The sequence below is a fragment of the Cryobacterium sp. W22_MBD10_FK3 genome (assembly GCF_052113745.1).
Taxonomy (GTDB): domain Bacteria; phylum Actinomycetota; class Actinomycetes; order Actinomycetales; family Microbacteriaceae; genus Cryobacterium.
Map to the genome: position 1 here is coordinate 130,447 of NZ_JBGQOH010000001.1, position 19,636 is coordinate 150,082.

The 19,636-nt window shown below is 67.1% G+C and carries 20 protein-coding genes; 11 read left to right on the forward strand and 9 right to left on the reverse strand.

The annotated features are described in order from the left end of the window. Positions 1 to 52: 52 nt before the first annotated feature. From ACEN2M_RS00600 to ctaE, 5 genes are read right to left on the reverse strand one after another with little or no spacing between them, the layout of a single operon-like run. Positions 53 to 991: a methyltransferase domain-containing protein gene (locus ACEN2M_RS00600; RefSeq protein WP_441646205.1), complete on the reverse strand. Its 939-nt coding sequence runs from the start codon at positions 989 to 991 to the stop codon at positions 53 to 55. Continuing rightward, positions 963 to 2,561, reverse strand: a complete 1,599-nt coding sequence (qcrB, locus tag ACEN2M_RS00605) for a cytochrome bc1 complex cytochrome b subunit (RefSeq protein WP_441646604.1) — start codon at positions 2,559 to 2,561, stop codon at positions 963 to 965. The genes ACEN2M_RS00600 and qcrB overlap by 29 nt, the downstream gene beginning before the upstream one ends. 14 nt (positions 2,562 to 2,575) lie before the next feature. Next, a complete protein-coding gene (gene qcrA, locus ACEN2M_RS00610; RefSeq protein WP_441646206.1) occupies positions 2,576 to 3,649 on the reverse strand; it encodes a cytochrome bc1 complex Rieske iron-sulfur subunit in 1,074 nt (357 codons plus the stop codon). A 53-nt stretch (positions 3,650 to 3,702) separates the two neighbouring features. Beyond that, complete coding sequence (qcrC, locus tag ACEN2M_RS00615; RefSeq protein WP_441646207.1) at positions 3,703 to 4,515, reverse strand: cytochrome bc1 complex diheme cytochrome c subunit; 813 nt, start codon at positions 4,513 to 4,515, stop codon at positions 3,703 to 3,705. Between the two features lie 24 nt (positions 4,516 to 4,539). Next, on the reverse strand, positions 4,540 to 5,154 hold the full coding sequence (gene ctaE / locus ACEN2M_RS00620; RefSeq protein WP_441646605.1) for an aa3-type cytochrome oxidase subunit III: 615 nt from the start codon (positions 5,152 to 5,154) through the stop codon (positions 4,540 to 4,542). A gap of 157 nt (positions 5,155 to 5,311) precedes the next feature. Between ctaE and trpD the strand changes: the two genes are divergently transcribed. Next, complete coding sequence (gene trpD, locus ACEN2M_RS00625) at positions 5,312 to 6,364, forward strand: anthranilate phosphoribosyltransferase (RefSeq protein ID WP_441646208.1); 1,053 nt, start codon at positions 5,312 to 5,314, stop codon at positions 6,362 to 6,364. A gap of 131 nt (positions 6,365 to 6,495) precedes the next feature. On the opposite strand, the gene glpK is transcribed toward trpD, so the two are convergent. Next, positions 6,496 to 8,010 carry a glycerol kinase GlpK gene (glpK, locus tag ACEN2M_RS00630; protein WP_441646209.1) on the reverse strand — a complete coding sequence of 505 codons (1,515 nt, stop codon included), beginning with the start codon at positions 8,008 to 8,010 and terminating at the stop codon, positions 6,496 to 6,498. A 116-nt stretch (positions 8,011 to 8,126) separates the two neighbouring features. Further along, the gene (locus ACEN2M_RS00635; RefSeq protein WP_441646606.1) at positions 8,127 to 8,846 is read right to left on the reverse strand and encodes an MIP/aquaporin family protein; all 720 of its coding nucleotides are present in this window, start codon (positions 8,844 to 8,846) and stop codon (positions 8,127 to 8,129) included. A gap of 281 nt (positions 8,847 to 9,127) precedes the next feature. On the opposite strand from ACEN2M_RS00635, the gene dhaK reads away from it, so the two are divergent. The 5 genes from dhaK to ACEN2M_RS00660 all read left to right on the forward strand — a co-directional run bounded on the left by dhaK (position 9,128) and on the right by ACEN2M_RS00660 (position 12,523). Further along, positions 9,128 to 10,129 (forward strand): dihydroxyacetone kinase subunit DhaK, encoded by a 1,002-nt coding sequence (dhaK, locus tag ACEN2M_RS00640; protein ID WP_441646210.1) that lies wholly within the window; start codon positions 9,128 to 9,130, stop codon positions 10,127 to 10,129. Between the two features lie 10 nt (positions 10,130 to 10,139). Next, positions 10,140 to 10,778: a dihydroxyacetone kinase subunit DhaL gene (gene dhaL / locus ACEN2M_RS00645; RefSeq protein ID WP_441646211.1), complete on the forward strand. Its 639-nt coding sequence runs from the start codon at positions 10,140 to 10,142 to the stop codon at positions 10,776 to 10,778. Between the two features lie 2 nt (positions 10,779 to 10,780). Next, positions 10,781 to 11,518, forward strand: coding sequence for a dihydroxyacetone kinase phosphoryl donor subunit DhaM (dhaM, locus tag ACEN2M_RS00650; protein ID WP_441646212.1), 738 nt, complete (start codon positions 10,781 to 10,783; stop codon positions 11,516 to 11,518). A gap of 65 nt (positions 11,519 to 11,583) precedes the next feature. After that, positions 11,584 to 11,901, forward strand: a complete 318-nt coding sequence (locus ACEN2M_RS00655; RefSeq protein ID WP_441646213.1) for a hypothetical protein — start codon at positions 11,584 to 11,586, stop codon at positions 11,899 to 11,901. A gap of 31 nt (positions 11,902 to 11,932) precedes the next feature. After that, a complete protein-coding gene (locus tag ACEN2M_RS00660) occupies positions 11,933 to 12,523 on the forward strand; it encodes a dihydrofolate reductase family protein (protein ID WP_441646214.1) in 591 nt (196 codons plus the stop codon). A gap of 313 nt (positions 12,524 to 12,836) precedes the next feature. On the opposite strand, the gene ACEN2M_RS00665 is transcribed toward ACEN2M_RS00660, so the two are convergent. Then, positions 12,837 to 15,224 carry an ATP-binding cassette domain-containing protein gene (locus tag ACEN2M_RS00665; protein WP_441646215.1) on the reverse strand — a complete coding sequence of 796 codons (2,388 nt, stop codon included), beginning with the start codon at positions 15,222 to 15,224 and terminating at the stop codon, positions 12,837 to 12,839. A gap of 221 nt (positions 15,225 to 15,445) precedes the next feature. Here ACEN2M_RS00665 and ACEN2M_RS00670 point away from each other — a divergent pair, with 221 nt between their 5' ends. Then, positions 15,446 to 16,042 carry an HdeD family acid-resistance protein gene (locus ACEN2M_RS00670; RefSeq protein WP_441646216.1) on the forward strand — a complete coding sequence of 199 codons (597 nt, stop codon included), beginning with the start codon at positions 15,446 to 15,448 and terminating at the stop codon, positions 16,040 to 16,042. A gap of 10 nt (positions 16,043 to 16,052) precedes the next feature. Here the strand turns inward: ACEN2M_RS00670 and ACEN2M_RS00675 are convergent, their stop codons facing one another. Continuing rightward, positions 16,053 to 16,811 carry an SDR family oxidoreductase gene (locus ACEN2M_RS00675; protein WP_441646607.1) on the reverse strand — a complete coding sequence of 253 codons (759 nt, stop codon included), beginning with the start codon at positions 16,809 to 16,811 and terminating at the stop codon, positions 16,053 to 16,055. Between the two features lie 93 nt (positions 16,812 to 16,904). Here ACEN2M_RS00675 and ACEN2M_RS00680 point away from each other — a divergent pair, with 93 nt between their 5' ends. From ACEN2M_RS00680 to ACEN2M_RS00695, 4 genes are all read left to right on the forward strand, one after another. Then, a complete protein-coding gene (locus tag ACEN2M_RS00680) occupies positions 16,905 to 17,375 on the forward strand; it encodes an NfeD family protein (protein WP_441646217.1) in 471 nt (156 codons plus the stop codon). A gap of 1 nt (position 17,376) precedes the next feature. Further along, complete coding sequence (locus tag ACEN2M_RS00685) at positions 17,377 to 18,360, forward strand: SPFH domain-containing protein (RefSeq protein ID WP_441646218.1); 984 nt, start codon at positions 17,377 to 17,379, stop codon at positions 18,358 to 18,360. Further along, on the forward strand, positions 18,350 to 19,102 hold the full coding sequence (locus ACEN2M_RS00690; protein WP_441646219.1) for a glycerophosphodiester phosphodiesterase family protein: 753 nt from the start codon (positions 18,350 to 18,352) through the stop codon (positions 19,100 to 19,102). Before ACEN2M_RS00685 ends, ACEN2M_RS00690 begins: the two co-directional genes overlap by 11 nt. A 138-nt stretch (positions 19,103 to 19,240) precedes the next feature. Beyond that, a complete protein-coding gene (locus ACEN2M_RS00695; protein WP_088456196.1) occupies positions 19,241 to 19,603 on the forward strand; it encodes an RNA polymerase-binding protein RbpA in 363 nt (120 codons plus the stop codon). Positions 19,604 to 19,636 lie beyond the last annotated feature (33 nt).

The window sequence follows — 19,636 nt, forward strand, 5'->3', positions numbered from 1 at the left end:
CCAGTGACCCACGGTCACTGGCGCTTCGTCGTGTGCCCCGGCCGTGACTGTGTCAGGCGCCGGTGCGCCGGAAGCCGAGTAGACGGAACGCCACGGTGACCGGGGTGGACGCCCCCGGCTGGTCAGCATCCGCCTGAGCGGCATGGTGTGAAGACGGTCCCATGCCGATGAGAGCGGCAATGTCGACGGGGGACAGCGGCAGCACGCGGGCCAGATCCTGGGTCGATTCCAGGTCGAAGCCGGAGCCGAGGCTGGCAACCAGGTCGGCGCTCTTATTCGCGTGCACCTCGAGGGCCAGGCCCGCGGCCCGCAACTCCTGCAGATGGCTCGGGTGCGGCAGCACGACGGCCAGCAGCGCGCCCGGGGCCAGGATGCGATGGAACTCGGCCGGGTTCCGCGGCGCGAACACGTTGATGGCAACGTCTGCGGCCGCGTCCCTGACCGGCAGCGGTGACCACACATCTGCCACGAGGCCCTGCGTGGTGGTGCCGCGGTCGGCCACTCCGGCTCTGACCGTGCGCGAGACAGCGGCGGCGGACAGATCCATGGCCAGCGCCCGCACGCCCGCACCGTGGTCCGGCCCTGCCTCGGCGATGTGTGCGGCGGACACGGCGTTCAGAACGCCGCGGAGGTAGTACCCGGTGCCGCAGCCGATATCGATGACCCGGCGGGGGGATTCGGCGGCCACCAGGGCGCTGAGCGCCGCACGGAGGTCGGCGTACCAGCCGTGCTCCAGGAAGGCGTCACGGGCATCGAGCATGGCGGGGGAGTCGCCGATGAGCTTGCGCGAGCCGATGACGAGGGACGCGTAGCCTCTGCGGTTGGTGTCGAAGCGGTGCCCAGCGGCGCAGGCGAGCACGAGCTCACCCGCCGGAATCAGGTCCAGGAAACAGTTCGGGCACCGCAGCCACTCCGACAGAGTCTGGAGTGGTTGCGGTGCCCGAACCGGGTCACCGACGACGTCAGTGGTGATCGCCGTGGCTTTCTTCAATTTCCTTGGTGCCGACCGGGGCAATCCGATCCTCGAAGAACCAGCGGGACAACCCGGCACGGACCTTCTGCACGGGCGAGATCTTGCCCTTGGCGTTGGGCGTGAGGGCGAGAGGCTTGTAGTCGGTGTAGCTGACCAACTTCCAGCGCTCATACTCGTCGACGGGCTGGTGCACCTCGATGTACTCGCCACCGGGGAGGCGAACGATGCGCCCGGACTCGTAGCCGTGCAGCACGATCTCGCGGTCCTTCTTCTGCAACGCGAGGCACACCCGCTTGGTGATGAAGTAGGCGATGAACGGACCCAGGATCACGACGGCCTGGAGAGCGTGGATGACACCCTCCATGGTGAGCTTGAAGTGCGTTGCCATGATGTCCGAGGATGCCGCCGCCCAGAGGCCGGCGTAGAACGTGACACCGGCGGCGCCGATGGCGGTTCGGGTCGGGGCGTTGCGCGGACGGTCCAGCACGTGGTGTTCGCGCTTGTCTCCGGTGATCCAGGCCTCGAGGAACGGGTACAGCAGCACCACGACGATGAACAGACCCAGCCCCACCAGGGGGATCAGGATGTTGAACGAGTAGGTGTGACCGAAGATGACCCATTCGAGTCCCGGCGGAATCAGGCGCAGGGCCCCGTCGGCGAAACCGATGTACCAGTCCGGCTGGGTGCCGGCAGACACGGGTGACGGGTCGTACGGGCCGTAGTTCCAGATCGGGTTGATCGTGAAGAACGAGGCCATCAGCATGACAACGCCGAAGACGATGAAGAAGAACCCACCGGCCTTGGCCGCGTAGACGGGCAGCACCGGGTAGCCGACGACGCGTTCGTTCGTGTGGCCCGCCCCGGGGTACTGGGTGTGCTTGTGCACGACGACGAAGAGCAGGTGGATCGCAATGAGTGCCACGATGATCGCCGGCAGCAACAGGATGTGCAACGAGTACAACCGCCCGACGATGTCGGTGCCGGGGAACTCTCCGCCGAAGAGGAGGAAGGAGATCCACGTGCCGACGACGGGCATGCCCTTGACCATGCCGTCGATGATCCGCAGGCCGTTACCGGAGAGCAGGTCGTCGGGGAGCGAGTAGCCGGTGAAGCCCTCGGCCATGGCCAGGATGAAGAGCACGAAGCCGATCACCCAGTTGAGCTCGCGAGGCTTGCGGAAGGCGCCGGTGAAGTAGATCCGGAGCATGTGCAGGCCGATGGACGCCACGAACAGCAAGGCGGCCCAGTGGTGTACCTGGCGCATCAACAGACCGCCGCGCACATCGAAGGAGATGTCCAGGGAGGAGGCCATGGCCACGGACATCTCGACGCCCTTGAGGGGAACGTACGAGCCGTCGTAGTGCACCTCGGCCATCGACGCCTGGAAGAAGAAGGTCAGGAACGACCCGGACAGCAGGATGATGACGAAGCTGTACAGCGCGACCTCGCCCAGCATGAAGGACCAGTGGTCGGGGAAGATCTTGCGGCCGAGCTCCTTCACCAGGGTGGAGGCACTCGTGCGCTCGTCGATGTAATTGGCCGCCGCGCCGGTCAGTCCGCCTGACTTCTTTGTTTCGGCGGGTTTCATATTGGTTGTCGTACTCACTGTCGCTCCCAAAAGCTCGGTCCGACCGGTTCAAGGAAATCGCTCTGGGCGATGAGGTATCCCTCGGAGTCCACCTCGATGGGCAACTGGGGGAGGGCACGCTTGGCCGGTCCGAAGATGACCTTGGCGTGGTCGGCCACGTCGAACTGCGACTGGTGGCAGGGGCAGAGCAGGTGGTGGGTCTGCTGTTCGTAGAGACCGACAGGGCAACCCACGTGCGTGCAGATCTTGGAGTATGCGACGATGCCGTCATACGACCAGCCGGCACGCTCGGGAAGCTGGTTGAGGTCCTCCGGCTTCATCCTGACCAGGATGACGGCGGACTTGGCCTTCTCTTCGAGACGGCCGTGCTCCAGGTCCTGCAGACCCTCGGGGATCACGGCGAACGACGAACCCAGGGTGACGTCGGACGCCTTGATCGGCGCGCCGGACGGGTCCAGGGCCAGGCGGGTGCCCTTTTTCCACATCGTCTGCTTGAGCAGCGCGACGGGATCCTGGTCCTGCGGCGCAAGGCCGCGGAACAGCACCACGGCGGGCAGCGGGAAGACGACGATGGCACCGATCAGGGTGTTGCGGATCAGGGTGCGACGGCCGAGGCCGGATTCCTCGATCACTTCGTGGAAGATCTCCACCGAACGCTCGCGGGCCTCGTCGCTGCCGCGAACCGGGTGACGCTGGTCGATACCTTCGGTGTTGGGCATGAGGGACTTGCCCCAGTGCACGATGCCGATGCCGAGGGCCAACAGAGCCAAGGCCAGACCGATACCGATGAACAGGTTGTTCAGCCGCACGGAGCCCGGGTCTTCGGGGACGATCGGGAAGATCATGTACGCCGCGATGGCGAAGATGCTGCCGACGATCGACAGGTAGAACAGGGTGTACACCGCACGTTCGGCGCGCTTCTCCGCACGCGGATCAAGATCGGTGACGCGCTGCCGGTGCGGAGGCAAGCCGGGGTTCTGCACCGCATCGCGGGCAACCACGGAGGTGCCTGCGGCGGCCTGGCCGTGCTCGACGCTCGAGGAGTCGGCAGCGGTCAGGTCCTTTCCGCTGGTCTCATCGCTGGCCATTGTTCTCCTTCGGGGGCGCTATCTGCTGTTGCTGTGTCATAACCGGATGCCGATCAGTTGGACTTCGCTGCGATCCACACGGTCAGGGCCACAATGGCGCCCAAACCGAAGATCCAAAGGAAGAGGCCTTCGGACACCGGTCCGAGGGATCCGAGTGCGAATCCGCCCGGTGACGGGTTGTTCTCGACGTACTTGAGGTAGGTGATGATATCCCGCTTGTCTTCGGGCGAGATGTTCATGTCGTTGAACACCGGCATGTTCTGCGGGCCGGTGACCATGGCCTCGTAGATGTGCTCAGGGGTGACGCCGTCCAGCGCGGGAGCGTACTTGCCCTCGGTGAGCGCGCCGCCGGCGCCGGCGACGTTGTGGCACATGGCGCAGTTGATGCGGAACAACTCAGCACCGGCGGCAGCGTCGCCGGCGGCGTCGAGGTACTCGGCTTCGGGCTGGGCGGGGCCGGGTGCCAGGGAAGCGACGTAGGCGACGAGGGCCTCGGTCTGCTCCTCGGTGAACTGAACCGGCTTGACGATTGCCTGCGGGCCGTTGGCCTGCATGGGCATGCGTCCGGTGCCGACCTGGAAGTCGACTGACGCGGCGCCGACGCCGATCAGGCTGGGACCGCTGCCGGTGCCGTCGGCGCTGAGGCCGTGGCAGGTGGCGCAGTTCGCGGCGAAGAGCTTCTCGCCCTCGCTGACGGTCTGCGCGGACGCGGATTCGGTTTGAGCGGTGGCGGTGCCTGTGCTGATCATCGCGTAGGCGCCACCGGTGAAGAGCAGGCCGATCGCGATCAGGGCGACGCTCGCGAGCGGGCTGCGCCGGCCGGTGCGACGTGCGCGGCCGTTGGTAGGTTTCTGAGTCCTGGGCATACTGAGTGTGTCCGCTCCTGCTTGTTATTTAAGAACGTAGATGACCAGGAAGAGCCCGATCCAGACGACGTCGACGAAGTGCCAGTAGTACGAGACCACGATGGCGCTGGTGGCTTCCTTGTGACCGAAGTTCTTGACCGCGAATCCGCGGCCGATCACGAGGAGGAAGGCGATGAGCCCGGCGGTCACGTGGATGCCGTGGAACCCGGTGGTCAGGTAGAACGCGGAGCCGTAGGCGTTCGACGCCAGCGTGACACCTTCAGAGACCAGGGTCGCGTACTCGAGCACCTGGCCGGACACGAAGATCGCGCCAAGGGCGTAGGTGAGGAAGAACCACTCGACCATGCCCCACTGACTGGGCTTCCACCCCGTCGACCGGGACTGGAGGCGCTCAGCGGCGAAAACGCCGAACTGGCAGGTGATCGAGGAAGACACCAGGATCAGCGTGTTCACCAGGGCGAAGACGAAGTTGTGCTTTTCAGTCTCGAACAGCCAGAGCTCCGGAGCGGTGGAGCGCAGCGTGAAGTAGATGGCGAAGAGGCCAGCGAAGAACATGACCTCACTGCCCAGCCAGACAATGGTGCCAACCGCCACGCTGTTGGGCCGGTTCACTACGGGGATGGTCGCCCGGGGAGTCATTGAGGTCGTCGTCACTATTCCATTATGACCGATTCCTCCACAGGTTTTTCTCAAGGTGAAGTGCCATAAGACCCTAATTTGGGATCTGGCACCCCCAACCAGAGGCTGACGGGGCCGGAATTGCCGGGCGGGGGAGCCTGACGCTTAAGCTGGGAACATGCTCGAATCCCAGTCCTGGCCCGCCATTCTTGATTCCCTCCTGCGCGGGGAGGACCTGAGCGTCGCCGATGCGGCGTGGAGCATGGAACAAATCATGCTCGGCGAGGCGTCGCCGGCCCAGCTGGCCGGATTCCTGGTGGCCCTGCGCGCCAAGGGGGAGACAGTCGATGAGATCGTGGGTTTCCGGGATGCGATCCTCGACCACGCGGTTCCCCTCAACGTCAACTCGATGGGGCTGGACATCGTCGGTACCGGCGGCGATCGTTTCGGCACCGTCAACGTCTCGACGATGGCCTCGATAGTGTGCGCTGCTGCCGGCGTGCCCGTGATCAAGCACGGCAACCGGGCGGCCAGCTCCGCGTCGGGTTCGTCGGATGTGCTGGCTGCGTTGGGGATCGACCTGACCCTGTCGGCCGACGTCGTGGCGTCGATCCTGGCTGCCACCGGCATCACCTTCGCCTACGCGGCGGCGTTCCACCCCGGTTTCCGGCACGCCGCCGCGGTCCGCGGGGAGCTCGGCATTCCCACGGTGTTCAATTTCCTGGGCCCGCTCGTCAATCCGGCCAGGCCGGAGGCCTCCGCGGTCGGCGTCGCCAACCTCGAGAGGGTTCCTCTGTTCGTCGGTGTCTTCCAGACCCGCGGCGCTTCGGCGCTGGTCTTCCGCGGTGACGACGGTCTGGACGAGCTGACCACCACCGGACACAGCCACGTCTGGGAGGTCTCCAGGGGGCTGGTGACCGAGCACGACATCGATCCGCGCGACCTCGGGATCCCGCGTTCGAAGATGAGCCAGTTGGTCGGGGGTTCGCCCGAACACAACGCGTCGGTGGTGCACTCGGTGCTGGCCGGCGAACACGGCCCGGTGCGGGACATCGTGCTCCTGAACGCCGCGGCGGGCCTTGTCGCCTACGACCTCGCGCACGACCCTGCGCAGTCTCAGATCAGCATCCTGGACCGGTTCAGGGCCAAGCTGGCCGTCGCGGCGCGGGCCATCGATTCCGGCGCCGGCACCGCGAAGCTGGCCCAGTGGGTAGAGGCCAGCCGCGCCTGACGGACCTCGTCGGGTAGGTCCGGCATTGTCGGCGGAGTGCGCACCCCGCAGACGTGAGTCGGCCGGCTGCCGGCCCCGGAATCCCGGGGTCGGCAGCCGGCCGGTGAGACTGCAGCAGGTCGCGGCAGCGGTTAGAGCACGTCCTCGTCGACCCAGTCGAAGGTCTTGGTGACGGCCTTCTTCCAGTTGCGCAGCTGACGGGCGCTCTCCTCGGCGCTCAGCGTCGGCGTCCAGCGGCTGTCCTCCTGCCAGTTCGAGCGCAGTTCGTCCAGCGTGCTCCAGAAGCCCACCGCCAGGCCGGCCGCGTATGCGGCGCCCAGGGCGGTGGTCTCCGCCACCACCGGGCGGATCACCGGCACCCCGATGATGTCGGCCTGGAACTGCATCAGCAGGTTGTTCTTGATCATGCCGCCGTCGACCTTGAGCTCGGTCAGCGGCACCCCGGAGTCGGCGTTGACCGCGTCGAGCACCTCCCTGGTCTGGAACGCCGTGGCCTCCAGCGCCGCCCGGGCGATGTGGCCCTTGTTGACGAACCGGGTCAGGCCCACCAGTGCGCCGCGAGCATCCGAGCGCCAGTACGGCGCGAACAGGCCGCTGAACGCGGGCACGAAGTAGGCGCCGCCGTTGTCGTCGACGCTGGCAGCCAGTGTCTCGATCTCCTCGGAGGACCCGATCAACCCCAGGTTGTCCCGCAGCCACTGCACCAGGGCGCCGGTGACCGCGATCGAGCCCTCCAGGGCGTAGTGCGGTTCGGCGTCACCGAGCTTGTAGCCCAGCGTGGTGAGCAGGCCGTTCTTCGAGTGGATGATGTCGGTGCCGGTGTTGAAGATCAGGAAGTTACCGGTGCCGTAGGTGTTCTTCGCCTCGCCCTGATCGAAGGCGGCCTGACCGAACGTGGCGGCCTGCTGGTCGCCGAGGATGCCGGCGATCGGCACCTCGCGCAGCAGGCTGTGCTCGTTGACGGTGCCGTAGACCTCGGATGAGGACTTGATCTCGGGCAGCATCGACTTGGGCACGTTGAAGGCGGCGAGGATGTCGTCGTCCCACTGCAACGTTTCCAGGTCCATGAACAGGGTGCGGCTGGCGTTGGTGACGTCGGTGGCGTGCACGCCGCCCTCGAGCCCGCCGGTGAGGTTCCAGAGCACCCACGAGTCGGTGGTGCCGAACATCAGGTCGCCGGCGTCGGCCTTCGCCCTGGCCCCCTCCACGTTCTCCAGAATCCAGACGATCTTGGTGCCGGAGAAGTAGGTGGCCAGCGGCAGGCCCACCTTCTGCTTGAACCTCTCCACACCGCCATCGGCGGCGAGCCGGTCCACGATCGGCTGGGTGCGGGTGTCCTGCCAGACGATGGCGTTGTAGACCGGCTTGCCGGTGGTGCGGTCCCAGACCACCGCGGTCTCCCGCTGGTTGGTGATGCCGACAGCGGCGATGTCGTGCCGGGTGAGGTTGGCCTTGGACAGTGCCTGGCCGATCACCTCGCGGGTGTTGTCCCAGATCTCCATCGGGTTGTGTTCGACCCAGCCGGCGCGGGGGAAGATCTGTTCGTGCTCGAGTTGGCCGGTCGACACGATCGATCCGGCGTGGTCGAAGATGATGGCGCGCGAACTCGTGGTGCCCTGGTCGATGGCGAGAACATACTTTGCCATGGTTTACCTCCTTGTACGTTGCGTGATGGCTTGAAAAGACTATAAAACTGACTGGCGGTTCGGCTGGTGTTGCACAGCGAAGCAGGCCGGTCCTTGGCGGAACCGGCCTGCCGCCGCTACGCGATGACGGGCAGCCAGACCAGCGATGCCCAGCCCGCCAGGACGCCGCCGATGACGGGACCGACGACAGGGACCCAGGAATAGGCCCAATCCGAGGAACCCTTGCCCTTGATCGGCAGGACGAAGTGCGCGATCCGCGGGCCAAGGTCACGGGCAGGGTTGATGGCGTATCCGGTCGGGCCACCGAGGGACACACCGATCACCAGAACGAGCAGGGCCACGGGCAGCGCGCCCAGGGCGCCCAGGCCGCCGGCGGAACCGTCCTGGTTGCCGAAGGTGAGGATCACGAAGACGAGCACGAAGGTGCCGATCACCTCGGTGACCAGGTTCCAGCCGTAGGAACGGATGGCCGGCCCGGTCGAGAACGTTCCGAGCTTGTTGGCCGGTTCCGGCTCCTCGTCGTAGTGCTGTTTGTAGGCCAGCCAGACCACGACGGCTCCGAGGAACGCGCCGAGGAACTCCCCGGCCAGATACACGAGCGTCGACAGGAAGTTCACCGGGACGTCAGCGGCGCCGCCGAAGCTTTCGGCGCCGGACGCGACCAGACCGAGGGTGACGGCGGGATTGAGGTGGGCGCCCGAGTTGTAGGCGACGAGCACGCCGGAGAAGACCGCGAAGGCCCAGCCGAAGGTCACCATGAGGAACCCACCGCCGAAACCCTTGTTCTTCGTCAGGGCGACGTTGGCCACGACACCACAACCGAGGAGGACGAGCATCCCTGTGCCCAGCACCTCCGACAAAAATACAAGACCGATATTGTCCACGATGACCTTTCTCGTAAGAAGCGAGATGCCGGTTGAACCGGAGCAATCCCTTCGCGGTGAGCGATTTCGCAGTCACCATAGCGCGGGCGGGGCCGGAGCGAAATAGTCCCGATGGGCTGCCTCATCTGCCTCTTACCCAGACTCGTGGCAGCGCGTAGGTTGTGGGGGAGCACGATTGCGTGCCCGGCGTTGCAGCCTGCGCCGGTCGACCCCGACGAAACGAAGGAATGGTCATGAAAAAGCTTGTCAACGACCCGAAGAACGTTGTCGACGAAGCCGTCGCCGGTTTCGGTGCGGCCCACGCGGATATCGTGCGCGTCTCCCTGGACCCCGTGTTCATCGTGCGAGCCGATGCACCGGTGGCGGGCAAGGTCGGCATCGTCAGTGGCGGCGGCAGCGGGCACGAGCCCCTGCACGGTGGTTTCGTCGGGTTCGGCATGCTGGATGCCGCGGTTCCTGGCGCCGTGTTCACGTCGCCGACCCCCGACCCGATTCTGGCCGCCACGAAGGCCGTCGACGGGGGAGCGGGGGTGCTGCACATCGTCAAGAACTACACCGGCGACGTGCTCAACTTCGAAACCGCGGCCGATCTGGCCGAGGCCGACGAGATCGAGGTGCGCACCGTGATCGTCAACGACGACGTCGCCGTGAAGGATTCCCTGTACACCGCCGGCCGCCGCGGTGTGGCCGGAACGGTGCTGGTCGAGAAGATCGCCGGGGCCGCCGCGGCCAGGGGCGATGACCTCACCGCCGTGGCCACGGTCGCCGAGAAGGTGATCGGCCAGGTGCGCTCGATGGGAGTGGCCCTCACCCCGTGCGTCGTGCCGCACGCCGGCGAGCCCAGCTTCACCCTCGCCGACGATGAGATCGAAATCGGCATCGGCATCCACGGCGAGCCCGGGCGTGAGCGCATCAAGCTCGAACCTGCCGACGCCATCGTCGACCGGATCCTCGGACCGATCCTGGACGACATTCCCTACGCATCCGGCGACAAGGTGCTGCTCTTCGTCAACGGAATGGGCGGCACGCCTCAGGTGGAGCTGTACATTGTATTTCGACGGGCCGCCGAAGTTCTCGCCGAGCGAGGCATCGAGGTGACACGCACGCTCGTCGGCAATTTCACAACATCACTGGAGATGCAGGGCATGTCGATCACGGTTCTCAAACTCGACGACGAGCTGACCGCCCTGTGGGATGCTCCGGTGCACACGGCCGCACTGCGGTGGGGAAAGTAGGGAAGACCGAATGAGCGTAGACGTCGCATGGGCAGAGGCCTGGATCCGGAGCAGCGCCAAGGTTCTGTCGGAGCACCGCGCCGAACTGAACACCCTGGACCGGGAGATCGGCGACGGTGACCACGGCGAGAACATGGACAGAGGCTTCCAGGCCGTGCTGCCCAAACTCGACGCCCTGACCGACGCCGGCACGCCAGGAGAACTGCTGAAAACCCTGGCGTCCACGCTCATCTCTACCGTCGGCGGCGCGGCCGGCCCGCTCTACGGCACGGCGTATCTCAAGGCCGCCGGTGCCGTGAGCGGGAGCCCCGAACTGGACGGCCCGGCCGTCGTGGCGCTGCTCACCGCGGGACGGGACGGCATCGTGCTGCGCGGCAAGGCCGAGCCGGGCGACAAAACCATGGTCGACGCCTGGACCCCGGCGGTGGACGCGGCCATCGAGGCCGAAGCCGCGGGCGCCAGCCCCAGCCTGATCCTGGCCGCCGCCGCGGATGCCGCCGAAGCCGGCGCGGTGGCGACCGAACCCTGGGTCGCCCGGAAAGGTCGGGCGTCTTACCTGGGGGAGCGGGCCATCGGCCACCGCGACCCCGGCGCACAGTCGACGGCTCTCATTCTGCGCTGCGGCGCCGACGCGGCGGCGCAGTCCTAATCGTGTCCGACTCGTCGGCACCGGACGCGGGGGAGAGCCCCGCGCCTTCCGTGGGCCTCGTGTTCGTCTCGCACAGTGGGCAGATTGCCGCCGGCCTCGTGGAACTGGCCAGGCAGATGGCGCCGACGGTGACCCTGATCGCCGCCGGCGGGCGGGACGACGGGGGCATCGGCACCAGCTTCGACGCCGTCGCCGCCGGCATAGCCGACGCCGACCACGGTGCGGGTGTTGTCGTGCTCTGCGACCTGGGATCGGCCATCCTCACCGCGGAGACGGCACTGGACTTTCTGGACGACGAGGTGCGGGCGCGGGTGCGCCTGGCCGACGCTCCCCTCGTGGAGGGCGGCGTGGCCGCGGCCGTTGCCGCGGAGGTCGGGGGAGACCTGGCGGCCGTGCTGAGTGCGGCTGAGTCCGCCCGGGGCGCCGGGGCTGGCGCTGCAGCGTCCGCCGACGCCCCAGCGCCCGCCGCCGAAGCGGTTGACCGCACCGTGCGGCGCACGGCGACTCTGCGCAACCGGGACGGCCTGCACGCCCGCCCGGCCGCCGACTTCGTCAAGCTGGCCAGCACCTTCGATGCCGAGGTCAGCGTGAACGGGCGGGACGCGCATAGCCTGCTGGGCATCATGGGCCTGGGCCTGACCCGGGGAATGAGCGTCGAGATCACCGGGCCCGACGAGCGATCCCGCGCCGCCGTGGATGCGCTGGCCGACCTGATCGAATCCGGGTTCGGCGAGGAATGACGCCCCACTGGCGGGGTGTGCTGCCGTGCTGGCCGTCAGGCCGGTGACGGGCGTACGCTGGCGGCATGGTCAAGCATGAGAAATCCTCGGCCAAGACGCATCGCGTCGGGCCCCGCCAACTGTTCGACTGGGTGGAAGACCGGATCAGGCCGGCCTTCGACTCACCGCCCAGCGGCACCTACGATGCCGCGGAGACGACCGGATTGTCCGAGTGCCCGGTGTGCGGCCGCCCGATGACCGAGCACACGATAGAGCACTCGGCGCACGACACCGTGCTGAACTGCCCGGTGCCACACCCGGGGGCCTGGGACCGGGACGCGTTCGAGCCGGTCAACGAGTTCGGCATGGTGATCCGGCACCGTGACGAGGACCCGGCGCCCTGACCGTGCGGCGCCCAGAGCAAAGGAGAGCCCCATGGGCACAGTGGTCATGTACGCCTCCGTCTCAGTGGACGGCTTCATCGCGGACGAGGACGACGAGCCCGGAGCGCTCTTCGACTGGCTGACCAGCGGGGACGTCTCGTTGGACGAGGGCGGCGAGTTGGCCGTCTCGCAGGCATCCTACGACTACACGCGGGCGTACTGGGATCAGATCGGGGTGACCGTCGTCGGTCGCCACGTCTTCGACCTGACGGACGGGTGGGACGGGACACCGCCGAGCGGGATCGACCACGTGGTCGTCGTGACGCACCGGCCGCAGCCGGCGGGCTGGGACCCGGAGTCGCCGTTCCACTTCGTCGACGGTGTCGAGGCCGCCATGGCCACGGCGCAGGAGCTTGCGGGTGGCCGCCTGGTGGAGGTCGCCGCCGGCGACGTCGGTGGCCAGGTGCTCGCCGCGGGCCTGGTCGACGAGGTGCGCATGGACGTCGCACCCGTCGTGTTCGGGTCCGGTAAGCGCTACTTCGGGTCGGTCAACGCGCAGCAGCTCTTGGAGGATCCGGACGTGGTGATCCAGGGCGACCGGGTGCTGCACGTGCGCTATCCGGTGCGCCGTAGGCCGAGCTGAGCGGGGCGCGAAGATCCTTTTGTTGACATAATGTGCATTATCGGTCATATACTGATGCGGCCGGTCGGGGCGGAACGGGGCTATTCGACTCACTATTGACCGGCAGGTAAGTCGCCGGCTGGCGCCACGGCGTCACGGTGCCGCGCACCGGCGCATGCCGGGTCACGCCAAGCCCTCCGGTGGCACGTTGCCTGTCAGGGAACGGCCGGAGCAGGCACGCGTGTCCGGCGCCCCGCTCGAGCTGGCTGGCGGCCCCGTCCACACGTTATGTCAAGAAGCATCCGGCGCGGCGCAAATACGCCGGAATCCGGTGTCAGGACCCGACGTAGGCCGCCAGGTGCTGTCCGGTGAGCGTCGACCTGGCGGCAACGAGGTCCGCGGGAGTTCCCTCGAAGACGATCAGGCCGCCGTCATGGCCGGCGCCGGGGCCGAGGTCGATGATCCAGTCAGCGTGGGCCATCACCGCCTGGTGGTGTTCCACCACGATGACCGACTTGCCGGAGTCGACCAACCGGTCCAGCAGGCCGAGGAGCTGTTCGACGTCGGCGAGGTGCAGTCCGGTGGTCGGCTCGTCGAGAACGTAGATCCCGCCCTTCTCCGAAAGGTGAGTGGCCAGTTTCAGCCGCTGCCGCTCTCCCCCGGACAGCGTCGTCAGGGGCTGGCCCAGGCTGAGATAGCCCAGACCCACGTCGGCCATGCCGACCAGGATGGCATGCGCGGCCGGTGTCCGGGCCGGGCCGCTGCCGAAGAACGTCTCGGCTTCGGTGACCGACATCGCGAGGACCTCGCTGATGTCTCGGCCGCCGAGGCGGAACTCCAGCACGGAGGCGTCGAACCGCTTGCCCTCGCACACCTCGCAGGTGGTCGATACCGTCGCCATCGGGCCGAGGTCGGTGAAGATCACCCCGGCGCCGTTGCAGTTCGGGCAGGCGCCCTCGGAATTGGAGCTGAACAGCGCCGGCTTGACGCCGTTGGCCTTCGCGAAGGCCTTGCGGATCGGTTCGAGCATGCCCGTGTACGTGGCCGGGTTGCTGCGCCGGGAACCGCGGATGGCACCCTGGTCGATCGACACGACGCCGGCACCGCCGGGGATCGAACCGTGCACGAGCGAACTCTTGCCGGAGCCGGCCACGCCCGTGATCACGGTCAGCACGCCCAGCGGGATGTCCACGTCGACATCCTGCAGGTTGTGCGCCGTCGCGCCGCGGATCTCGAGCTTCCCTGTGGCCGCGCGCACCGTCTGCTTCACCTTGGCGCGGTCGTCCAGGTGCCGCCCGGTGAGGGTGTCGCTGGCGCGGAGGCCGTCGAGGGTGCCCTCGAAGCAGACGTTGCCTCCGGCAGTGCCCGCGCCGGGGCCGAGGTCGATGATGTGGTCGGCGATGGCGATCATCTCCGGCTTGTGCTCCACCACGAGCACGGTGTTGCCCTTGTCGCGCAGCCGCAGCAGGAGCTCGTTCATCCGCTGGATGTCGTGCGGGTGCAGACCGATGGTGGGTTCGTCGAAGACGTAGGTGACGTCGGTGAGCGACGAGCCGAGGTGACGGATCAGCTTGGTGCGTTGCGCTTCACCCCCGGACAGGGTGCCGGCCGGCCGGTCGAGCGACAGGTAGCCCAACCCGATCTCGGTGAACGAGTCGAACAGGTGCTGCAGCGCCGCGAGCAGCGGCGCCACCGAGGGGTCGTCGAGACTGCGCACCCAGGCGGCGAGGTCGCTGATCTGCATGGCGCAGGCATCCGCGATGTTCACGCCATCGATGCGGGAGGACCTGGCCGCCTCGCTCAACCGGGTTCCGCCGCACTCAGGGCAGGTCGCGAAGGTGACGGCGCGGTCCACGAAGGCGCGGATATGCGGCTGCATGGCCTCGCGGTCCTTGGCCAGGAACGACTTCTGCACCTTGGGGATCAGGCCCTCGTAGGTCATGTTGATGTCGCCGACCTTCACCTTGACCGGCTCCTTGTAGAGGAAGTCGTGCACTTCCTTCTTGGTGTAGTCGCGGATCGGCTTGTCGGCGTTGAGGAAACCGGAGCCGGTGAAGATCTTCACGCCCCAGCCGTCGGCGGTGTAGCCGGGGATGGTGAGTGCACCCTGGTTCAGCGACTTGGAGTCGTCGTACAGCTGGGACAGGTCGATGTCGTTGACGGTGCCCATGCCCTCGCACCGCGGGCACATGCCGCCGGTGATGCTGAAGCTGCGCCGCTCCTTGGTGGTGACGCCGCCCTTCTCCATGGTGACGGCTCCGGAGCCGGAGATCGAGGCGACGTTGAACGAGAAGGCCTGCGGTGACCCGAGGTGCGGCTGGCCGAGCCGGCTGAACAGGATGCGCAGCAGCGCGTTCGCGTCGGTGGCGGTGCCCACCGTGGAGCGGGAGTTGGCGCCCATGCGCTCCTGGTCGACGATGATCGCCGTCGTCAGGCCGCTGAGCACGTCTACGTCAGGCCGGGCCAGCGACGGCATGAAGCCCTGCACGAAGGAACTGTAGGTCTCGTTGATCATCCGCTGCGACTCCGCGGCAATGGTGCTGAAAACCAGCGAGCTCTTGCCCGAGCCGGAGACTCCGGTGAACACGGTCAGACGCCGCTTGGGGATCTCGACGCTGATGTCCTTGAGGTTGTTCTCGCGGGCGCCCTGCACCCTGATCAGGTCGTGACTGTCGGCGTCCAGGGTGGGCTGCTGAGGGACCGTCGAGGTGGAAGTTGTCATCGTGTCTCCAAAGGGTGCGTGGGCCGTCGCTCGGGAGTCGACCAGTTCCGAGCATACGTCAGGCACTCCCCCGTCACCGGGCGTTTTCGGCGCACGCTGCGCGACTGTATCCGGATGCGCGCGATCGGATTAGGTTGGCGGCGGGCGGTGTCACGATTGTGCCCGGATCCAGTCCGCCGTCAACGTTGCCCAGGCGAAGCCGCATGCAGAACAGGAGCACCATGCCCACCACGTCCGGACCCACCAGCGCCGTCTTCGCCATCGCGATCGATCCCCGGCAGCTGACCCAGCGGGAGGTCAGCGGCATCAGGGCGGCCTTCGCGGTGAGCGCCGTGGTGGCCATCACGGTCGGCACGATGCTGTTGGTCTGGACCGAGGCGACCCTCACGGTGATTGCCGTCTTGTTCGGGCTCTACTTCGTCATCAGCGGGGTCGTCCGGATCGTGCGCGGGGTCGCCAGCACCAGATCGGCCGCCGGCGGCCGGGTGCTCAACATCGTGCTCGGTGTGATCGTGCTGATCCTGGGCATCCTGGCGATTCGCAACCCCGAGGGATCGTTGGCCGTTCTGGGGCTGCTGGTGGGCATCGTCTGGATCGTCGAGGGAGTGGCGGCGCTCGTGGAATACACCACGGACTCGAGTCGCTGGCCCGGGATCCTGCTCGGGGTGGTCGGCGTTCTCGCGGGCGTGATCGTCCTGTTCGCGCCGGTGCAGACCATCGGTGTGCTCGTCACCATCGGCGGCATCATGCTGATCGTCTCCGGGCTGGTGCAGCTCGTGCGTGCCTTCACCTTCGGCCGCGGCCTCGCCGCCGGGTGACCGGCCCCGACTAACTGGTGAAGTCCGAGGTGTCGCCCACGTAGCGGGTGTTGTTCGCCGGCACCGGCTCGACGGCGGCGAGCACGATTTCCGCGGCGAATTCGCTCACGTTGTACAGCTTGCCTGCGGAATCCTGGCGGGCGCTGATCGCCCCGGGGTTCGCCCGCTCGAGGAGCACAGCGGTGATGGTGCCCTGGATCATGTCGCCGGACACGACGACGAAACCGATGCCGGCTTCGGCCAGCTCGGGGATGACCGCACGGAGGGCGTCCTCGCCGGCACGCTTACTGCGGGCCACCGGCTCGTAGACGGCGACGTTGGACGCCGTGTCGACGAAGTGGGCCTGGTGGCTCGTGATGAAGACCACCCGGGCTCCGTCGCTGAGCAGCGGAACGGCGGTGGTGAGCAGGTTGACCTGGGCGTCGCGGTTCAGCTGCATGGCGTAGTCCTCGGCCATGCCGGATTCCATGCCGCCGGAGGCATTCATCACCAGGACGTCGAGTCCGCCGTACTCGGCGCGGATGGTGTCGAACATCGCCGACACCGACTCAGCGTCGGTGAGGTCGGCGGCCACGGTGATGGCCGTTCCGCCCGCGGCGCGAATTGAAGCGGCCAACTTGTTGGCGCGCGCTTCCTTGTTGCGGTAGTTGATGACGACCTTCGCGCCGGCTTCGGCGAAGTAGGCGACGGTGTCGGCTCCGATCCCCCGGGACGAACCCGTGACGAGGATGCGCTTTCCGGAAAGGCTGCCGGGCTGGAGGGGATTCATCGATGGTGTGCTCACGGGGATAAAGACTATCAACATGCCCCACGCCTCCGAGTGCTAGCGTCTCTAGCAACCGACGCTTAGAGGGGCGGCGAGATGGTGGATCTGACTGATTACCTGTGGATCGCGTGGCTGGTCTTCATCCTGGTCTGCGTCATCATCGAGTTGCTCACCCTCGATTTCACCTTCCTGATGATCGCCGTGGGCAGCGTCGCCGGGCTGGGCGCGAACCTGCTCGGCTGGGACTGGTGGGTGCAGATCCTCGTCGCCGCCGCCGTGTCGGTGCTTCTGCTGCTGCTCATCCGGCCGGTGCTGCTGCGCCTGATGAACAAGAGCGCCCAGGCGGTGCCGCCGAGCAATGTGGCCGCGCTGATCGGCATGGGCGGCCGGGTGTCGACCACCGTCGCCGAATTGGGCGGCCTGGTGCGGCTCGACAACGGCGAGACCTGGACCGCCCGTCTCGCCCCCGGCTCGGCCCCGACCAGCATCGACCCCGGCGAACGGGTGCTGGTGTCAGCCATCGAAGGTTCTACCGCCGTCGTCGTTCCCGAGGAAAGGACCGAGTAACGTGCCAAGTCCCGATCAACTCCTAATCCAGATCTTCGTGCTGGTGCTCGTCATCGTCGTCCTGGTGTTCGTCGTGGTGGTGCTCGTGCGCACAATCCGCATCATTCCCCAGGCCAGCGCCGGGGTGGTTGAACGTCTCGGCAAGTATCACAAGACCCTGATGCCCGGGCTGAACATCCTGGTTCCCTTCATCGACCGGGTGCGCCCTCTGATCGACATGCGCGAACAGGTGGTGTCCTTTCCCCCGCAGCCGGTGATCACCGAGGACAACCTCGTGGTCTCGATCGACACCGTCGTCTATTTCCAGGTGACGGATGCCCGGGCCGCCACCTACGAGATCGCCAACTATCTCGGCGCGGTCGAGCAGCTCACCACGACCACCCTGCGCAACGTGGTCGGCGGGCTCAACCTCGAAGAGGCACTGACCAGCCGGGACAACATCAACGGGCAACTGCGGATCGTGCTGGACGAGGCGACCGGAAAGTGGGGCATCCGGGTGGGCCGGGTCGAGTTGAAGGCCATCGACCCACCGCACTCCATTCAGGACTCGATGGAGAAGCAGATGCGCGCCGAACGTGACCGCCGGGCGCTGATCCTCACCGCCGAGGGCACCAAACAGTCCGCGATCCTCACCGCGGAGGGTGCCCGCCAGGCGTCGATCCTGCAGGCCGAAGGTCAGGCGAAGGCCGCCGTGCTCCGGGCGCAGGGCGAGGCCGAGGCCATCACAACGGTGTTCAAGGCCATCCACGACGGTGATCCGGACCCCAAACTGCTGGCCTATCAGTACCTGCAGACCCTGCCGAAACTGGCCGATGGCAGCGCGAACAAACTGTGGATCGTGCCGAGTGAGCTGACCGAGGCGATGAAGGGCATCGGGCGGGCCTTCGGGCCGAATCCGGTCGCCGGCTCCTACGCGCCGTCCGGCAGCACAGACGGTGCGGCGGGGACCGCGCCAGAGACCCCGGTGCCGCCACGTGACCACTGAACCGCCGACCTTCCTGTCGCCCCCTGGCACCCGGATCCTCGCGCACCGCGGGCTCAGCACCGAGGCGCCGGAAAACACCCTGCTCGCCTTCCTGCAGGCCATCGCCCACGGCGCAACTCACCTCGAAACCGACGTGCACGCCAGCAGCGACGGAATCGCCGTGATCAGCCACGATCCCGTGCTGTCGGATGATGGGCCGGCCGTGAACACCCTCACGATGGCAGAACTCGCCCGGATCGACCTCGGCGAGGGGCAGACCTACTGTTCACTCGCGGAGGCGCTGGCGGCCTTCCCGCAGGCGCGGTTCAACATCGACGTCAAATCTGCCGACGCCGTGCTGCCGGCTGCACGTGCCATCCGGGCAGCGGCGGCTTCGCGCCGGGTGCTGCTCACCTCGTTTTCTGAGAGCCGGCGGCGGCGGGTGCTCCGGGCCGTCCCCGGCGCGGCGACCTCTGCCTCCGCGCAGGGGATCGCACTGATGCTGGCGGCGATCGCCCTGCGCCAGCATTGGGCGCTCCCCCGCATCCTGCGCGGGGTCGACGCCATCCAGGTACCCGTGCGCGCGGGCCGCGTGCCCGTCGTCAGCACGCGCGTGATCAGGCAGATGCATGCAATCGGAGTGGAGGTGCATGTGTGGACCGTGAACGACCCTGCCCTGATGGCCCGGCTGTTGACGCTGGGCGTTGACGGCCTCGTCACCGACCGCTGCGACCTGGCCGCCCACCTGATCGCCCGGCGCTGACCCGCACCGGCCCACGCCGACACGCCGTCGTGTCGAGAGAGGTTTCTGAGAGATCGCCGCGAGATCGGCGATAACGGAAAGATAACGTCCAGCTTGATGGTTTACAACTGAGAATGCATCGCGAGAGGAGACCACACGATGGCAGATCGTAGTTTGCGTGGCATGAGGTTGGGTTCACAGAGCCTGCAGAGCGAAGAGGGCGTGACCTTTTCCCCACGCGTGAGTCACACGTATTTGTGTGCAACGTGCGAGCGCGAGACGGTGATGATTTTCTCCGCCGAAGCTGAGGCACCCGATGAGTGGGAGTGCCGTTTCTGCTCCCAGACCGCGACCCGGTTGGTTGATTCGAAGCCCGTGGTCGTCGACCACTCCGACGAAAAGATCGCCCGCACGCACTGGGACATGCTCCTGGAACGTCGCACCAGGGCAGAGCTCGAGGAACTGCTGGAGGAACGCCTCGCGGTCCTTCGTCAGCGCCGCGGCCAGAAGGTCGGCGCATAACCACACCGCGCTGCTGACCCAGCGCACGTCACC